Annotated in this window: 19 protein-coding genes; 13 read left to right on the forward strand and 6 right to left on the reverse strand. The window is 70.9% G+C overall.

Going from position 1 to position 15,933, the window contains the following annotated elements; translation table 11 throughout:
- Positions 1–3: 3 nt before the first annotated feature.
- Entirely contained in the window at positions 4–888 is an 885-nt protein-coding gene (locus tag HNR02_RS34350; protein WP_179777748.1) for an FAD binding domain-containing protein, read from the reverse strand.
- Between the two features lie 115 nt (positions 889–1,003).
- On the opposite strand from HNR02_RS34350, the gene HNR02_RS34355 reads away from it, so the two are divergent.
- Positions 1,004–1,939 carry a LysR family transcriptional regulator gene (locus HNR02_RS34355; RefSeq protein ID WP_179777749.1) on the forward strand — a complete coding sequence of 312 codons (936 nt, stop codon included), beginning with the start codon at positions 1,004–1,006 and terminating at the stop codon, positions 1,937–1,939.
- A 4-nt stretch (positions 1,940–1,943) separates the two neighbouring features.
- Here the strand turns inward: HNR02_RS34355 and HNR02_RS34360 are convergent, their stop codons facing one another.
- The 3 genes from HNR02_RS34360 to HNR02_RS34370 all read right to left on the reverse strand — a co-directional run bounded on the left by HNR02_RS34360 (position 1,944) and on the right by HNR02_RS34370 (position 4,072).
- The gene (locus tag HNR02_RS34360) at positions 1,944–2,855 is read right to left on the reverse strand and encodes a hypothetical protein (RefSeq protein ID WP_179777750.1); all 912 of its coding nucleotides are present in this window, start codon (positions 2,853–2,855) and stop codon (positions 1,944–1,946) included.
- 2 nt (positions 2,856–2,857) lie between these two features.
- Positions 2,858–3,352, reverse strand: coding sequence for a SigE family RNA polymerase sigma factor (locus HNR02_RS34365; protein ID WP_179777751.1), 495 nt, complete (start codon positions 3,350–3,352; stop codon positions 2,858–2,860).
- A 78-nt stretch (positions 3,353–3,430) separates the two neighbouring features.
- Positions 3,431–4,072, reverse strand: a complete 642-nt coding sequence (locus HNR02_RS34370; protein WP_179777752.1) for an FMN-dependent NADH-azoreductase — start codon at positions 4,070–4,072, stop codon at positions 3,431–3,433.
- An 82-nt stretch (positions 4,073–4,154) separates the two neighbouring features.
- Here HNR02_RS34370 and HNR02_RS34375 point away from each other — a divergent pair, with 82 nt between their 5' ends.
- Positions 4,155–4,625 carry a MarR family winged helix-turn-helix transcriptional regulator gene (locus HNR02_RS34375; protein ID WP_179777753.1) on the forward strand — a complete coding sequence of 157 codons (471 nt, stop codon included), beginning with the start codon at positions 4,155–4,157 and terminating at the stop codon, positions 4,623–4,625.
- Here HNR02_RS34375 and HNR02_RS34380 read toward each other — a convergent pair.
- Positions 4,612–5,079 carry a GNAT family N-acetyltransferase gene (locus tag HNR02_RS34380; protein WP_246339350.1) on the reverse strand — a complete coding sequence of 156 codons (468 nt, stop codon included), beginning with the start codon at positions 5,077–5,079 and terminating at the stop codon, positions 4,612–4,614. The two genes, HNR02_RS34375 and HNR02_RS34380, sit on opposite strands and share 14 nt — an antisense overlap.
- Positions 5,080–5,228: 149 nt before the next feature.
- Positions 5,229–6,413, reverse strand: coding sequence for a radical SAM family heme chaperone HemW (hemW, locus tag HNR02_RS34385; RefSeq protein ID WP_179778019.1), 1,185 nt, complete (start codon positions 6,411–6,413; stop codon positions 5,229–5,231).
- Positions 6,414–6,555: 142 nt separating this feature from the next.
- Here hemW and HNR02_RS36925 point away from each other — a divergent pair, with 142 nt between their 5' ends.
- From HNR02_RS36925 to HNR02_RS34435, 11 genes are all read left to right on the forward strand, one after another.
- Positions 6,556–6,642, forward strand: a complete 87-nt coding sequence (locus tag HNR02_RS36925; RefSeq protein ID WP_369794296.1) for a putative leader peptide — start codon at positions 6,556–6,558, stop codon at positions 6,640–6,642.
- A gap of 129 nt (positions 6,643–6,771) precedes the next feature.
- A complete protein-coding gene (locus tag HNR02_RS34390; protein ID WP_179777755.1) occupies positions 6,772–8,469 on the forward strand; it encodes a nitrite/sulfite reductase in 1,698 nt (565 codons plus the stop codon).
- The gene (locus HNR02_RS34395; protein ID WP_179777756.1) at positions 8,466–8,618 is read left to right on the forward strand and encodes an Insertion element protein; all 153 of its coding nucleotides are present in this window, start codon (positions 8,466–8,468) and stop codon (positions 8,616–8,618) included. The genes HNR02_RS34390 and HNR02_RS34395 overlap by 4 nt, the downstream gene beginning before the upstream one ends.
- Positions 8,615–9,322: a phosphoadenylyl-sulfate reductase gene (locus tag HNR02_RS34400; RefSeq protein ID WP_179777757.1), complete on the forward strand. Its 708-nt coding sequence runs from the start codon at positions 8,615–8,617 to the stop codon at positions 9,320–9,322. Before HNR02_RS34395 ends, HNR02_RS34400 begins: the two co-directional genes overlap by 4 nt.
- A 9-nt stretch (positions 9,323–9,331) precedes the next feature.
- Positions 9,332–10,255, forward strand: a complete 924-nt coding sequence (gene cysD, locus HNR02_RS34405; RefSeq protein WP_179777758.1) for a sulfate adenylyltransferase subunit CysD — start codon at positions 9,332–9,334, stop codon at positions 10,253–10,255.
- Positions 10,255–11,556 carry a sulfate adenylyltransferase subunit 1 gene (locus HNR02_RS34410; RefSeq protein ID WP_179777759.1) on the forward strand — a complete coding sequence of 434 codons (1,302 nt, stop codon included), beginning with the start codon at positions 10,255–10,257 and terminating at the stop codon, positions 11,554–11,556. Before cysD ends, HNR02_RS34410 begins: the two co-directional genes overlap by 1 nt.
- Before the next feature lie 43 nt (positions 11,557–11,599).
- Positions 11,600–12,640 (forward strand): ABC transporter substrate-binding protein, encoded by a 1,041-nt coding sequence (locus HNR02_RS34415; RefSeq protein ID WP_312861284.1) that lies wholly within the window; start codon positions 11,600–11,602, stop codon positions 12,638–12,640.
- A 9-nt stretch (positions 12,641–12,649) separates the two neighbouring features.
- A complete protein-coding gene (locus HNR02_RS34420) occupies positions 12,650–13,447 on the forward strand; it encodes an ABC transporter ATP-binding protein (protein ID WP_179777761.1) in 798 nt (265 codons plus the stop codon).
- On the forward strand, positions 13,434–14,324 hold the full coding sequence (locus HNR02_RS34425; protein WP_179777762.1) for an ABC transporter permease: 891 nt from the start codon (positions 13,434–13,436) through the stop codon (positions 14,322–14,324). Before HNR02_RS34420 ends, HNR02_RS34425 begins: the two co-directional genes overlap by 14 nt.
- Entirely contained in the window at positions 14,321–15,040 is a 720-nt protein-coding gene (locus tag HNR02_RS34430; protein ID WP_179777763.1) for a sirohydrochlorin chelatase, read from the forward strand. The genes HNR02_RS34425 and HNR02_RS34430 overlap by 4 nt, the downstream gene beginning before the upstream one ends.
- A gap of 17 nt (positions 15,041–15,057) precedes the next feature.
- Positions 15,058–15,933 (forward strand): TIGR03854 family LLM class F420-dependent oxidoreductase, encoded by an 876-nt coding sequence (locus HNR02_RS34435; RefSeq protein WP_179777764.1) that lies wholly within the window; start codon positions 15,058–15,060, stop codon positions 15,931–15,933.

The following is a 15,933-nucleotide window of genomic DNA, read 5'->3' on the forward strand; positions in this document are numbered from 1 at the left end:
GTGTCAGCCCTCTTCCTGGTGGTTGTTGCCGTGCCACCGGGTCCGGGCCCGGCGCAGCGCGCGGACCGTGAGGACTTCGGCGAGGTGCCGCTTGTAGTCGGCCGGGCCGCGCTGGTCGGCGACCGGATTGCAGTGCCGCGCCGCGATCCGCCCGGCCTCGGCGAACCGCTCGTCCACCGCCGGACCGGCGAGCAGATACTCCTCAGCCTCCGGGGCGTGGAAGTTCGGCGCGCCGAGCGCGGTCAGGCCGATGCCGACCGAAACCAGTTGCGTGCCTTCGATCCGCAGTTCGGCTCCCGCCGCGGCCACCGCCCAGTCACCCGCGCGGCGCTCCACTTTCTGGTACGCGGAGGCCGACGAGGAAATCGGCACGCGCAATTGCACGAGCAATTCGTTTTCTCCCACCACGGTCTGATAGGGACCGGTGAAGAACTCACGGATCGGAACGACGCGGCGTCCGCCCGGTCCTTCGATCACCGCCTCCCCCCGCACCGCGGCGAACGCGGCGGACAGGTCTTCGGACGGATCGGCCTGGCACAGCGACCCGCCCACGGTGCCGCGATTGCGGACCACCGGGTCGGCAACCACCTTCTCGGCGTCGTGGAAGATCGGGAAGTGTTCCCCGGCGACGGCCGACGCCAGCAGGTCGGCGTGCCGGACCATCGCGCCGACGCACAAAGTCCCGTCCTCGACGCTGATCCGGGCCAGATCGGTCAGGTCGTTGATGTCGATCAGGGCCTGTGGCTGGGCCAGTCGCAGCTTCATCATCGGGATGAGGCTGTGACCGCCCGCCACGATCCGGCTGTCCGGCCCGTACTTCGTCAAAAGGCTCAACGCGTGTTGCACACTCGTCGCCCTTTGGTATTGGAACTGCGCAGGTACCTGCACGCACCCTCCCAGGGCCTGGATTTTCGGCACAGGGTGCCCGCGTTGGGAGAAACCGACAATGGCCGATTAAGGGATCACTTATGTACGCTGTTCGAGTGATGCGGAGCGGTGGGAAATGACGCTCGGTCAGCTGAGTGCCTTCGTTCTGGTGGCCCGGCTCGGCTCGGTGACGGACGCGGCGCGGACGCTCGGGGTGAGTGAACCCGCGGTGTCGCAGGCGCTCGCGGCGCTGCGCCAGCACCACGGGGACAAGCTGCTCGTGCGCACCGCCAACGGGATGACTCTGACACCCGGCGGAAGCAGGCTGCTGCCGATCGCCTCACAGATGGTGGCGCTGGGGGCGGACGCGGATGCGGCCGTTCGCGAGGCCAACGGTGTGGCCGAACGGCTGCACGTCGTCGTGACGAGCACGATCGCCGAGTTCGTCGCCGATCCGTTGCTGGAAGCGTTCGCGCGCCGGTCGGGTCAGGCGGTGGACGCGTCGGCCGGTTTGGCGCAGGTGGCGGAAATGCCGGTGCTGGTGACCAACCGGCTCGCCGACGCGGCGCTGGGGCCACGCCTGGAGGGTGACGTGGAGAGCGAGCCGGTGTTCCGGTGCAGCATCGTCGCCGTTGCGGCGCCCGGGTTCCGGCCGCGGGGCAGGCCGGGTCAGTGGCCGTGGCTGGTGGATCCCTCCGGTGCGGACCCGGGCAGCGGGACGGCACACCTGTTGCGCCGCATGGGGGTAGGAGAGTCCGCCATCCGCGTGTTCCCGAACCAGACGGCGGCGTGGTCGGCCGCGGCGAACGGCAGCGGGGTGTCGCTGGCGTTCGAACACCTGGCGGCGCCCCAGTTGCGCCGGCACGAGCTGGTGATCGTCCCGACGCCCGCGACGCCGCGAACGGAGTACTGGCACCTGACCACGTTGCCGCACAATCGTTCCTCCACCGCGGCCGGTTCACTGCGTCACTTCCTGGCCACCCCGGCGGCGATGCAGGTGATGCGCTCGCCGGGCACGGGGGTGCCGCCGTCGCGGTTCCGGCCGCCGGTCTACGTGACGATCTGGAGCTGAGGCGTCACCCTGCCACCGCGGAGGAGGCGATCGCGTCCATCACCGGTTGCGTCCCGCTTTCCGTCCGCACCGTCAGAGTCCGACCGCCATCGAGGAGGCGGCGCACGGACTTGACCGGCATCGTCACCGGCGGGGGCGCCTTCGACGTCGCGGTGGTGTACGCGCTGGGCGGCCGTCCCTCGACCGTGACCGAGTAGCACCGCCCGTCCCCGCCCGTCGGCGCCGCCGCCGGAACCTCGTCCGGGCACAGCACGAGGTAGTCGAACCCGTCGGAACCGGTCCACTGCCGCACGGTCAGGCCCTCCGGTGCACGCAGCGCGCGCAACGTCGAGGGGACCGGCGTCGGCACGAGGCGGACCGTTCCGGCGATGTCCAGGAGCTTCGACGACGCCAGCTGGTTCAGTTTGGCCAGCACCGTCACGATCCGGCCGGGTGCGATCTGCTTCTGCGCCTGCGCACCGCCTCCCGCCGGGGACGAGACGTATCCGCCGACGTCCCTCCCGTTCGGGACCTTCGCCGGTGCCTCGGGCAAGGTTCCCTCCGACAGGATGATCTCGACGTGGTCCCCCCTGGGGCTGTCGTAGAGCCCGCTCGCGTTCGTGTCGGAAACCGTCCATCCGGTGAGCTCGTACCCCTCGGGCAGGCCGTCGACGGTGAACGGCAACGCCGGGGCCGCCACCGGGGCGTCGCCGGCGGCGGCGTCGATTCGCGGCGCGTCCTCCGACGGTCGCAACAGGCTCATGCCCGCGCCCACGCCCGCGATCGTCACCGCGACCGCCGCCGCCGCGCCCACCACGCGCCGCTTCGTGCGGCGGCGCCGGATCCGGCCGTGCGCTCCGGCGAGCACCACCTCGGGGTCGGGAGCCAGCGACTCCCGGGTCCGCAACGCTTTCCTCAGCTCCGGAATCTCGGACATGGTCAGGCCACCTCCATCTCGGCACCAAGGCGGACCCGCAGCACGGACAGGCCGCGGGAGATGTGGCTGCGCACCGTGCCCACCGCACAGCCGAGGACCGCGGCGATGTCGTTGTCGTCGCGGTCCTCATAGAAGCGGAGCACGATCGCGGCCTGCTGCGACCGGCTCAGCCCGGACAGCAGCTCCCTGAGGTGATCACCCTCGGCGATCCGGGCCGCGGGGTCGGCGGTGTGCGGTTCGCGGAACCACGTGGGGTCGGCCACCGACCGCACCGCACGCTGGTACCACCGTCGCCGCCACGACAGGTGCCCGTTGACGACCATCTTCCGCAGGTACAGGTCCGGCCGTTCGGTCCGCACGACCCTGGCCCACCGTTCGTGGGCGCGCACCAGCGCCTCCTGCACCAGGTCCTGGGCGAGGTCGGGATCCCCCGTCAGGACCGCCGCGAACCGCACCAGCGCCGGCAGCTGCTCGCGGGCGAAGTCGTCGAAGTGCACTCCCAGCAGATGCTCGCACCCGGCGTGCCGGTTGCACCCGGATCACACTTTCCACCCAAGTGCGATGCGGGTCACAGTTCAGGCGGCGACCGGCGACCAGAGCGAGTCGATCTCCTCCTGGGCGGCGGTCAGGCTCTTCTCCGCCAGCGGGATCAGCTCGGCCATCGCGGGGTTGCTGTGGGCGAGGATCAGCTCGGCCGTGATGAACCGCGGCTCCAGGCCGGTCAGCGACAGGCCGTGCGGCAGCCACGCCTGCGCGTGGTCCCAGCCCTCGCGCGGGGTGCCCGGCCCGTATCCGCCGCCACGGCTGGTGATCACGACGAACTCGCGCCCGCCCAGCAGGCCCTGCCTGGTCTCCGGGTCCACCGCCAGACCCGGAGCGATGAGGTGGTCGACCCACGACTTGACCGTGCTCGGCGCGCCGTAGTTGTACAGCGGCAGGCCGAGCAGGACCGTGTCGGCGGCCTTGATCTCGCCGACCAGTTCCTCGGTGAGCGCCCACGACGCCCGCTGGGCTTCGCTGCGCTGTTCCGGTGGCGTCATGCCGGCCTGGGCGCTGGCGGCGTCGATGTGCGGCAACGGGTTCCGGCCGAGGTCGCGGTAGCTGATGGTGCCGCCGGGATGTGCCGCCAGCCAGGCCCGCGCCGCGCGTGTGGTCAGCTTGCGGCTGACGGACTCCTCGCCACGGACGCTCGAGTCGATGTGCAGGAGGTTTGCCATGATTGACCTTTCATAATTGATTAGCGTTACGCAAACTATCTATACCACGACGATAGTCGTTCGCGGGAGGTAAAGTGACGAGGTGGCCGCCCTGCCCGTGCTCAACCAGCCCCCGCACCGCGTCGGCGCCCTGCTCGACCACCTGACGCGGCAGATGCGGCTGCGCTCGGAGGGCGTGCTGACCCCACTGGGCATCCGGCCGCGGCACCTGCTCGCGATGACGGTGATCCGGGACCGCGGCGGCATCGCCCAGCAGGCGCTGGCGACGACACTGGGCATGGACGGGACGAACGTCGTCGGGCTGCTCAACGACCTGGAGCGCGACCAGCTGGTCGAGCGGCGGCGCTCCCCGCAGGACCGCAGGCGCCACACCGTCGAGTTGACCGAAACAGGGGCCAAGCTGCTGGCCAGGGCCGAGTTCGCGCTGGCCACCGTCGAGGACGAAGTACTGGCCGCCCTGGACGGCGACCAACGCGAAACTCTCTACCAGCTCCTGCAGACCGCGGCCAACGGGACCGAACCGGTCTGCGCGGAGACGGTCACCGACTGCTGAAGCGCAGCACGTCGCCGTCGTCGGCGACGCACTCGAACTCCGCCGCTTCGAGGACCCGGACCGAAGCCGGATTCGCGCGCTCGACCTGCGCGGACACCTCACGCACGTCCGGCGACTTCAGCGCGAACTCCGTCAGCGCCACCGTGGCCTCCGTGGCGTAGCCACGACCGCGGCGGCTGGGCGCGATGCCGTAGCCGATCTCCACGACGCCGTCCTCGGGCGGCCAGAACAGGCCGATCGAGCCGACCACGAGGTCGGTGGCCCGCTCGACGACCAGGTGGTGACCGAACTCGGACAGCCAGTCCGGCCGTTCGGCGAGCAGGCCGGCGATGACGCCGTCACCCTCGGCGGGGAAGTCCGGCGCCCAGCCCGGGCGGCGCTCCCCGGCGCGGACAGCGACCGCCTCGTCCGTGGTCCACGGACGCAACAGCAGACGATCAGTGATGAGAGACAAGGAGAACTCCTGGTGTGAACAGAAAACGGGCATGTCGAAGAGAGCCGCTGACAGCCATATTCCTCGACCTCCCTCATCACCAGGTGTGTTACGGCGAAGCTAGCGCACCGTCGCGATCACGCCTCCAACCGGCTTCGCGGAAGAACCAGTCAGGCGGCCAGCCGCCGCACCAGGCCGTCGGCCAGCAGCCTGCCGCGGAAGGTCAGCACGCAGCGTCCCTTCTCCGCGAACGAAGCCGCGTCCAGCAGGCCCTCGGCCACGGCCAGCTCCGCCTCACGCACGCCGTCGGCATCCAGTGCGTCCAGCGGCAGGCCCTCGGCCAGCCGCAGCTCCAGCATGATCCGCTCGAACGCCTGTTCCTCGGCGGTCAGCACCTCGCGATCGGCCTCCGCGGAGCCTCCCGACGCGAGCGCGGAGGCGTAGCGCGCGGGATGTTTCACGTTCCACCACCGCACGCCGCCGACGTGGCTGTGCGCGCCCGGCCCGGCGCCCCACCAGTCGCCACCGCGCCAGTAGCCCAGGTTGTGCCGGCACGCGGCCGCCTCCGAGGCCGCCCAGTTCGACACCTCGTACCAGGTCAGCCCGGCCGCGGACAGCACCGAGTCGATCAGCTCGTAGTCGGTGGCGAGCACGTCCTCGTCGGGTGCGGGCAGCTCGCCCTTGCGCACGCGCCGGGCCAGTGCCGTGCCGTCCTCGACGATCAGCGAATACGCCGACACGTGGTCGACGCCGGCGTCGAGCACCGCCTCCAGCGAGGCACGCAGGTCCGCGGTCCGCTCCCCCGGTGTGCCGTAGATGACGTCGAGGTTCACGTGCTCGAAGCCCGCGGCCCCGGCCTCGCGCGCCGCGGCGACCGGACGGCCGGGTGTGTGGGTGCGGTCCAGGATCTTCAGCACGTGCGACGCCGCCGACTGCATGCCCAGCGACACCCGGGTGTAGCCGGCCGCGCGGAGGCCGTGGAAGAACTCCGGCGAGGTGGACTCGGGGTTCGACTCCGTGGTCACCTCGGCGCCCGGCGCCAGGCCGAACGCGTTCCGCACCGCGTCGAGCACGTCGGCGAGCCCGTCGGCGCCCAGCAGGGACGGCGTGCCGCCCCCGACGAACACCGTTTCGGCCGCCGGTGCGGTGCCGAGCGCCCGCGCGCCCAGGTCCAGCTCGCGCCGCAGCCCCTCCAGCCAGGACTCCGGCGAGGCGCTCGTGCCCAGCTCACCGGCGGTGTAGGTGTTGAAGTCGCAGTACCCGCAGCGGGTCGCGCAGAACGGCACGTGCACATACACCCCGAAGGGCCGCGTCCCCAGCCCGGCCAGCGCGTGCCCGGGCAACGTGAACGCCACCGGCGCGGAAATCTCACTCACGCGTCCAGTGTCCCTGATCGATGCGGGGCGACATTCTGCCGGAGTTTTTTCCGGCGTGATGCGTATCCCAGGATCTGGAGCGGGCTGGACCACTTCATGAGCAGCGTGGCACGCTGACGAGGTGACTTATGCCGGAGTTCTCCTCGTGGTGCGTCGCCACGTCGACTTCCGGCGTGTCGCCAGCGCACTGTGCCGCGAGACGAACTGACGCCGCCCACCGCCACCAGCTAGGACCAGCGGGCGCCGTCTGCCGCGGACTGCCTCCCCCTTCACCACGGGCTGACCAGGGCACATCCGTGCGCGCGGCGCCTTCGCGAGCCCCCGGAAGGACTCCAAGATGGCTTCGCCGACGCGCGACAACTCTGCCGCCCGTACCCCGCGCGCCCGGCAGCGCCGTGGTGAGGGCCAGTGGGCCCTCGGCTACCGCGAGCCGCTGAACCCGAACGAGCGCTCGAAGAAGGACGACCACCCGCTCAACGTTCGGCCGCGCATCGAAAACATCTACGCCCACGGCGGCTTCGACTCGATCGACCCCGGCGATTTGCGTGGCCGGTTCCGCTGGTACGGCCTCTACACGCAGCGCAAGCCCGGGATCGACGGCGGCCGCACGGCGACGCTGGAGCCGGAGGAGCTGGACGACGAGTACTTCATGCTCCGCGTCCGCATCGACGGCGGTGCACTGACCACCGAGCAGCTCGCGCTGATCGGGGAGATCTCGCAGACCTACGCGCGGGACACCGCCGACATCACCGACCGGCAGAACATCCAGTACCACTGGATCCGCATCGAGGACATGCCGGTCATCTGGGAGAAGCTGGAGGCCGCGGGACTGACCACGATGACCGCGTGCGGCGACAGCCCGCGCGTCATCCTCAACTCGCCGGTCGCCGGGATCGCCGAGGACGAGGTCATCGACGGCACCCCCGCTGTCGACGACATCAAGCGGAACTACCTGGGCAGGCAGGAGTACGCGAACCTGCCGCGCAAGTTCAAGACGGCGGTGTCCGGGCTCCCCGACGTCACCCACGAGATCCACGACGTGGCCTTCGTCGGCGTGCACCATCCCGAGCACGGGCCCGGTTTCGACGTGTGGGTCGGCGGTGGCCTCTCGACCAACCCGATGTTCGGCCGGCGGCTGGGGGCGTGGGTGCCGCGTGACGAGGTGCACGAGGTGTGGGCCGGCGTGGTCGGTGTGTTCCGCGACTACGGCTACCGGCGCCTGCGTTCGCGGGCGCGGATCAAGTTCCTGGTCAAGGACTGGGGTCCAGAAAAGTTCCGTGAAATTCTCGAATCGGAGTACCTGCAGCGGAAGATGATCGACGGCCCCGCGCCCGAGGTGCCCGCCGTGCAGCACGACCACGTGGGCGTGCACCGGCAGAAGGACGGCAGGTTCTACGTCGGAGCCGCGCCGGTCGGCGGCCGCGTGTCCGGTTCCACGCTGGTCAAGGTCGCGAAGGCCGCCGAGCGCGCCGGGTCGAACCGGGTGCGGCTGACCCCGCTGCAGAAGCTGCTCGTGCTGGACGTGGCCGAGGAGGACGTGCCCGGTCTGCAGGCGGAACTGGCCGAACTGGACCTGCCGACGCGGCCGAGCCCGTGGCGGCGCGGCGTGATGGCCTGCACCGGCATCGAGTTCTGCAAGCTCGCGATCGTGGAGACCAAGCAGCGCGCCAGGGACCTGGTGACCGCGCTGGAGCAGCGGCTGGCCGACATCCAGGACCAGGTGGAGAACCCGGTCACCGTGCACATCAACGGCTGCCCGAACTCCTGCGCCCGCATCCAGACCGCCGACATCGGCCTCAAGGGCCAGATCGTGACCGACGACGACGGCAACCAGGTCGAGGGTTTCCAGGTACACCTGGGCGGCGGGCTCGGACTGGACACCGGGTTCGGCCGCAAGCTGCGTGGCCACAAGGTCACCGGCGACGAGCTGATCGGCTACGTCGAGCGGGTCGTGCGCAACTACCTGTCCCAGCGCGAGGACGGCGAGCGCTTCGCCCAGTGGGCGGCCCGCGCGGACGAGGCCGATCTCCGATGACCGAACGGGCGACCCCGTTCCACTGCCCGTACTGCGGGGACGAGGATCTCCGCCCCGAGGAGAACTCGGCTTGGCTGTGCGGCGCGTGCCGCCGCGTGTTCACCGTCAAGTTCATCGGGCTGCGCTTTCCGGAAGGAGCGAGCAAGTGACCACCGCGACGAGGACCACCGAGGAACTGAAGGCACTGGCGGAGAAGGCGTCCGCCGAACTGGCCGACGCGAGCGCGCTGGAAGCCCTGCGCTGGACCGCGGAGACCTTCGGCGACGACTTCATCGTCGCCTCCAACATGCAGGACGCGGTGCTCATCGACCTCGCCACGAAGGTGAAGTCCGATGTGGACATCCTGTTCCTGGAGACCGGCTACCACTTCGCCGAGACGATCGGCACCCGGGACGCGGTCGCGACCGTGTACCCGGACGTGAGGATCGTCAACGCCGCCGCGGAGCAGACGGTCGCGCAGCAGGACGCCGAGTACGGCCCCAAGCTGCACGACCGGGACCCGACGCTGTGCTGCAACCTGCGCAAGGTGGTGCCGCTGCGGAAAACGCTGGCGAACTACTCCGCATGGGTCACCGGGGTGCGCCGGGTGGACGCCCCGACGCGGGCGAACACGCCGATCGTCACCTGGGACGACCGCAACGGCCTGGTGAAGATCAACCCGATCGCGCCGTGGACCGACGACGAGTTCAACGCCTACATCGACGACCACGGCATCCTGCAGAACCCGCTGGTGGGCGAGGGATACCTGTCGATCGGCTGCGCGCCGTGCACCGCGAAGGTGGCGCCGGGCGCCGATCCGCGCAGCGGCCGCTGGGCCGGCAAGTCCAAGACCGAGTGCGGCCTGCACGCGTAGGGAGAGGGAATGACGACGCTGGAACAAGTCGCGGCCGACGCGGCGACCGACAACCTCGCGGCACTGGAGTCCGAGGCCATCCACATCTTCCGTGAGGTGGCGGGTGAGTTCGACCGGCCGGTGATCCTGTTCTCCGGCGGAAAGGACTCGACCCTGCTGCTGCACCTGGCGATCAAGGCGTTCTGGCCGGCGCCGGTGCCGTTCCCGCTGCTGCACGTCGACACCGGGCACAACTTCGACGAGGTCATCGCATTCCGCGACCACGTCGTGGAGAAGTACGGCCTGCGCCTGATCGTGGCCAGCGTGCAGGACTGGATCGACGACGGCCGCCTCACCGAGCGTCCCGACGGCACCCGCAATCCGCTGCAGACGCAGCCGCTGCTGGGGGCGATCGAGGAGAACAAGTTCGACGCCGTGTTCGGCGGCGGGCGCCGCGACGAGGAGCGCGCGCGGGCCAAGGAACGGATCTTCAGCCTGCGCAACGCGTTCGGTCAGTGGGATCCGCGGCGCCAGCGTCCCGAATTGTGGAACCTCTACAACGGAAGGCACCGTCCGGGGGAACATGTGCGGGTGTTCCCGCTCTCCAACTGGACCGAAGCCGATGTGTGGAACTACATCGCGCGCGAGAAGGTGGAGCTGCCCTCGATCTACTACGCCCACCAGCGCCCGGTCTACAAGCGCGACGGCATGTGGCTGACCGAGGGACCGTGGGGCGGTCCGCGAGACGGCGAGGAGGTCAGGGAGCTGACGGTGCGCTACCGCACGGTCGGCGACGGCTCCTGCACCGGCGCAGTCGAGTCGACGGCCTCGACCGTCGACGAGGTGATCGCCGAGGTGATGGCGAGCAGGCTCACCGAGCGCGGCGCCACCCGTGCCGACGACCGGTTGTCCGAGGCCGCCATGGAGGACCGCAAGCGGGAGGGGTACTTCTGATGAGCTCGTTGTTGCGGCTCGCCACCGCCGGGAGCGTCGACGACGGCAAGTCGACGCTCGTCGGCAGGCTGCTCTACGACACCAAGTCGGTGCTGGCCGACCAGCTGGACGCGGTCACCCGCGCCAGCGTCGACCGCGGTCTGTCCACTCCGGACCTGTCGCTGCTCGTCGACGGGCTGCGCTCGGAACGCGAGCAGGGCATCACGATCGACGTGGCCTACCGCTACTTCGCGACGCCGAAGCGGTCGTTCGTGCTGGCCGACACCCCGGGGCACGTGCAGTACACCCGCAACACGGTCACCGGCGCGTCCACCGCGCAGCTGGCCGTGCTGCTGGTCGACGCGCGCAAGGGCGTGATCGAGCAGACCCGCCGCCACGCCGCGGTGCTCGCGCTGCTCGGGGTGCCACGCCTGGTGCTGGCGGTGAACAAGATCGACCTGGTGGACTACGACGAGGAGACCTTCCGGGTCATCGCGAAGGAGTTCACCGACCACGCCACGTCACTGGGCTACGCCGAAGGATCGGTGCTGTCGGTCCCGGTGTCCGCACTGGTGGGTGACAACGTGGTGGACCGCTCCGAGCGGACCCCGTGGTACACCGGCCCGACCCTGCTCAGCCACCTGGAGGACGTGCCGGTCGCGCCGGACCCGCACGACGCGCCGTTCCGGTTCCCGGTGCAGTACGTGATCCGGCCGCGCACGCCCGAGCACCCGGACTACCGCGGCTACGCCGGCCAGGTCGCAGCGGGCACGGTGCGTCCCGGTGACGAGGTGGTCGTGCTGCCCGCCGGGCTGCGCACCACTGTCGAGCGCATCGACACCGCCGACGGCGAGTTGCCCGAGGCGGCCGCGGGCCGGTCGGTGACGCTGGTGCTGGCGCACGACCTGGACATCTCGCGCGGCGACGTGATCGCCGCGGGTGCCTCGGCCCCGGTGGCCACCGACGAGCTGGACGCGACGCTGGCGTGGCTGTCGGAGAAGCCGCTGCGCCCGGGTGCCCGTGTGCTGGTCAAGCACGGGGCGCGCACCGTGCAGGCGTTCGTCGACCAGCTGGTGTCCCGCTTCGACGAGCAGAAGCTGTCCACTGTGGAGTCCCCGGAGACGCTGCAGCTGAACGAGATCGGCCGTGCCCGGGTCCGCGTCGCGGAACCGCTCCCGGTCGACGACTACGAGGTCAGCCGGCGTACCGGTGCCTTCCTGGTGATCGACCCCGCCGACGGCACCACGCTGGCGGCCGGGATGGTCGGTGCGCCGCTCCCCGTGCTGCGCGGCGACTCCGACGTGGTCTCCCCCGGCCCGTAACTCCCTCCCCCAACCGAAAGGTCCGCCCGTGAAAACTCGTGTCGTGGCTCTGGCAGCCGCAGCTTTGTCGGTTCTGGCAGTCGTGAGCGGGTGTTCGCGGGCGGACCGCTCGGACGACAGCGCCGACGCGACCGACCAGGGTCCGGCCGCCGAACTGCGCCTGGGCTACTTCCCCAACGTCACGCACGCGTCCGCGCTGATCGGCCTGGACCAGAACCTGTTCGCCCAGCGGCTGGGCGACACCACACTGGTGCCGACCAAGTTCAACGCCGGCCCCGAAGAGGTGAACGCGCTGCTCGGCGGGTCGCTGGACGCCGGGTTCATCGGCTCCGGCCCGGCGATCAGCGCGTACTCCCAGTCCGACGGGGAGGCGGTGCGGCTGATCGCGGGCGCGACCTCGGGCGGCGCGCAGCTGGTGGTGAAGCCGGAGATCAACACGCCACAGGACCTGCAGGGCAAGACGGTCGCCTCGCCGCAGCTGGCCAACACCCAGGACGTCGCGCTCAAGAAGTGGCTCTCCGACGAGAAGCTGACCGGCGTCAACGTGCAGAACATCGACAACGCGCTGACTCTCGACCAGTTCAAATCCGGCGCGATCCAGGGCGCGTGGCTGCCGGAGCCGTGGGCGTCGCGCCTGGTCCTCGAAGCCGGCGCGAAGGTCCTGGTGGACGAGAAGGACCTGTGGCCGGGCGGGCAGTTCCCGACCACCGTGCTCGTCGTGCGCACCCAGTTCCTCAAGGAGCACCCGGCCACGGTCACCGCGCTGCTGCAGGGCTTGCTGGACGCGAACTCGCTCGCCGAATCCGATCCGGCGACGGCCAAGACCGCGGTGAACAACCAGCTGCAGCAGCTCACCGGCAAGGCACTCGCCGGCCCGGTGATCGACCGCGCGTGGCAGGGCATCCAGCTGACCACCGATCCGCTGGCGGGCCGGTTCCCGCAGCTGTCGCAGGACCAGGTGACGGCGGGCGTGAAGAACGCGGCACCGGAGGTCGCCGGGTTCGCCGATCTCACGCTGCTCAACACCGTGCTCACCCAGGCGGGCAAGACCACCGTCGACGCCGCGGGCCTGGACAAGAAGTAGGAGGCTGTCATGACCGCCACGCTGGAAGGGCCCACGGTGGAGGCGACCGGCCAGGCCGTGCGCCTGACCGGGGTGCACAAGAGCTTCGGGCAGGGTCAGAACGCCGTGACCGCGCTCGCCGGGGTCGACCTCGACGTCGCGCCGGGTGAGTTCGTCTGCCTGCTCGGCGCGTCGGGGTGCGGCAAGACCACACTGCTGAACCTGATCGCGAACCTGGACCGGCCGAGCGCGGGCGAGATCGAGCTGACGACCTCACGTCCCGCGGTCATGTTCCAGGAAGCGGCCCTGATGCCGTGGCTGACCGCGGCGGCGAACGTCGAGCTGCCGTTGAAGCTGGCCGGGATGGGACGGAGCGAGCGCAAGGCCCGCACCGGCGAGCTGCTCGAACTGGTGCGGCTGTCCGGTGTCGGCGCGAAGCGACCGCACGAACTGTCCGGCGGTATGCGGCAGCGCGTGGCGCTGGCCAGGGCTCTGGCATCGGCCACCCACACCGAAAACGGTGCGGACCGCCCGGCGCTGCTGCTGATGGACGAGCCGTTCTCCGCGCTGGACGCCATCACGCGTGACGTGCTGCAGGCCGAACTGGTGCGGATCTGGGAGGCGACCGGCACCGCGGTGGTGTTCGTGACGCACGACGTGCGCGAGGCGGTCCGGCTGGGGCAGCGCGTCGTGCTGCTGTCGTCGCGGCCGGGCAAGGTCGTGCAGCAGTGGCGGGTGGACGGGCTCACCGGGCAGGACGAGGTCAAGGCGGTCGACGTCATCAACCGGCGCCTGCGCGAGGTGATCAGCAGTCATGCCGCAGCTTGAGGACGCGACCGCCGAGCCGGACGCGGCGGCGGTCGAAGCCGGCCTCGACGCGCTCGACACCCCGGTCACGACGGCGAAGCCGCCGAGCGGCTGGCGCCGGTTCACCCGCTCGGTGCTGCCGCCCGTGGCGTTCCTGGTGCTGGTCGTCGCGGTGTGGCAGGCGCTGTGGGCGGCGGCGTTCTGGCCGGAATACCAGCTGCCCGCGCCGCTGGCGGTCGGGACCGAGCTGTGGAACCTGCTGAGCAGCGGTGACGCGTTCGGGTTCGTGTGGACGTCGGTGCACCGCGCGGTGCTCGGGTTCCTCATCGCGATCGTGATCGCGACACCGCTGGGCCTGCTGGTCGCGAAGGTGAAGCTGGTGCGGGCCGGGATCGGGCCGTTCCTGTCCGGCCTGCAGAGCCTGCCGTCGGTGGCGTGGGTGCCGGCGGCCGTGTTGTGGTTCGGCGTCGAACCCACCGCGATGTACGTCGTGCTGCTGCTGGGCAGCGTGCCGTCGATCGCGAACGGCCTGGTGTCGGGCATCGACCAGATCCCGCCGATCCTGCCGCGCGTGGGCAAGGTGCTGGGCGCCGGGCGGCTGGCCACGGCGCGGCACATCCTGCTGCCCGCGGCCCTGCCCGGGTACCTCGCCGGTCTCAAGCAGGGCTGGGCGTTCTCGTGGCGCTCGCTGATGGCCGCCGAGATCATCGCGACCTCGCCGCTGCTGGGCAAGGGCCTGGGCGCCTATCTCGACGACGGCCGGTTCCTCAACGACATGTCGACCGTCATTTCGGCGATCGTGCTGATCCTGCTGGTCGGTGTCGGCATCGAGCTGCTGGTGTTCCGGCCGCTGGAGCGGGCCGTGCTGCGGGCTCGCGGGCTGAGCGGGGCGCTGTGATCCCGCTCGTCGCCGTCGCGCACGGGAGCCGGGACCCGCGCTCCGCGGCGACCGTGCGGGCGCTGGCGCGCCGGGTTTCGGCCGCGGCTCCGGAGCTGGACGTGCGGGTGTCGTTCCTGGACCTGTCCGAGCCGCTGGTGACCGACGTGCTGCGGGATCTGGTGCGGGAGGGGCACCGGTCGGCCGTGGTGGTGCCGTTGCTGCTGGGGAGCGCCTTCCACGCTCGCGTCGACCTGCCCGCGTTGGTGGCGCAGGTGCCGGGGTTGCGGGTGACGATCGCGGACGTGCTGGGGGCGGCGCTGTCGGACGTCGCGTTCGACCGGCTCGCCGCCGTCGCCGATGTGGACGATCCTTCGCTGGGTGTCGTACTGGCCGCGGTCGGTTCGTCGCGTGCGGCGGCGAACGAGGCTGTCGCTTCGCTGGCTCGCTCGTGGCAGGCGCGGCACGGTTTCCGCGCGGTGGCGGCGTTCGCGAGCGCCGCGAAGCCGGATGTGCCCGCGGCGATGGCGAAACTGCGCGCCCGTGGTGCGCGGCGGATCGGCGTGGCGTCGTGGTTCCTGGCGCCCGGGTTGCTGCCGGACCGCATCGCTTCGCAGGCGCGCGCGGTCGATCCTTCGGTGGCACTGGCCGCGCCGTTGGCCGACGATCCGCGCGTGGCGGAGCTGGTGCTGGAGCGGTACGCCACCGCGTTGGCCGGTGCCGTCCGGTCTGCTTGAGCCGTACCGTGGAGGGTATGAAGATCCGGTTCGGTGTCGGGCTCGGGGCGGAGACGCCGCCGGGTGAGCTGTCGGGGATCGTGGACCGCCTGGAGGCCGCCGGGGTCGACTCGGTGTGGTTCTCGGAGCAGGTGTATTCGGACGCGGTCGACCCGTTCATCGGGATGGCGCACGCGCTTTCGCGGACTTCGTCGTTGAAGGCGGGCACGTCGGTCGCCGTGTTGCCGGGCCGCCATCCGGTGCTGGTGGCGAAGCAGATCGCGTCACTGGCCGCGCTGGCGCCGAAGCGGGTGCTGCCGGTGTTCGGCCTCCGCCCGGCGCGCCGCACCGAGTGGGCCCTGTTCGACGTCCCGGCCGGCGCGCGGGCCGCGGTGTTCGACGAGTCGCTGCGACTGTTGCGTTCGGCACTCAGCGGGGGCGGCGATTTCACCGGCGAGTTCTGGAAACTGGACGACGTGCGACCGGGACCGGTGCCGCCCCGGGTGGATTTGTGGCTCGGCGGCAGCGCCCCCGCGGCGTTGGAGAGGATCGGCCGGTTCGCCGACGGCTGGCTGGGAAGCTTCCTGTCCCCCACGGACGCCCGCGACGCCCGGTTGACGATCGAGGCCGCCGCGGCCTCCGCGGGCCGCGAGATCGAGGACGACCACTACGGGATGAGCCTGATCCTCAGTGAGAACGGCATCACGCCAGAGCTGGCGGCGGCCGCCCGCGCCCGCCGCCCGGACACCCCGCCCTCGGAGGTGATCGCGGGAAGCTGGCCGGAACTGCACCGCTTGATCGACGGGCACCTGGCGGCCGGGTTGACGAAGTTCGTGATCTACCACCGGGGTGACGCGTCTTTCGACGCCTTCCTGGACCGGTTCGTGTCAGAGTTGGTGCCGCGGCAGAACTGA

The sequence above is a fragment of the Amycolatopsis endophytica genome, from assembly GCF_013410405.1.
GTDB lineage: Bacteria > Actinomycetota > Actinomycetes > Mycobacteriales > Pseudonocardiaceae > Amycolatopsis_E > Amycolatopsis_E endophytica.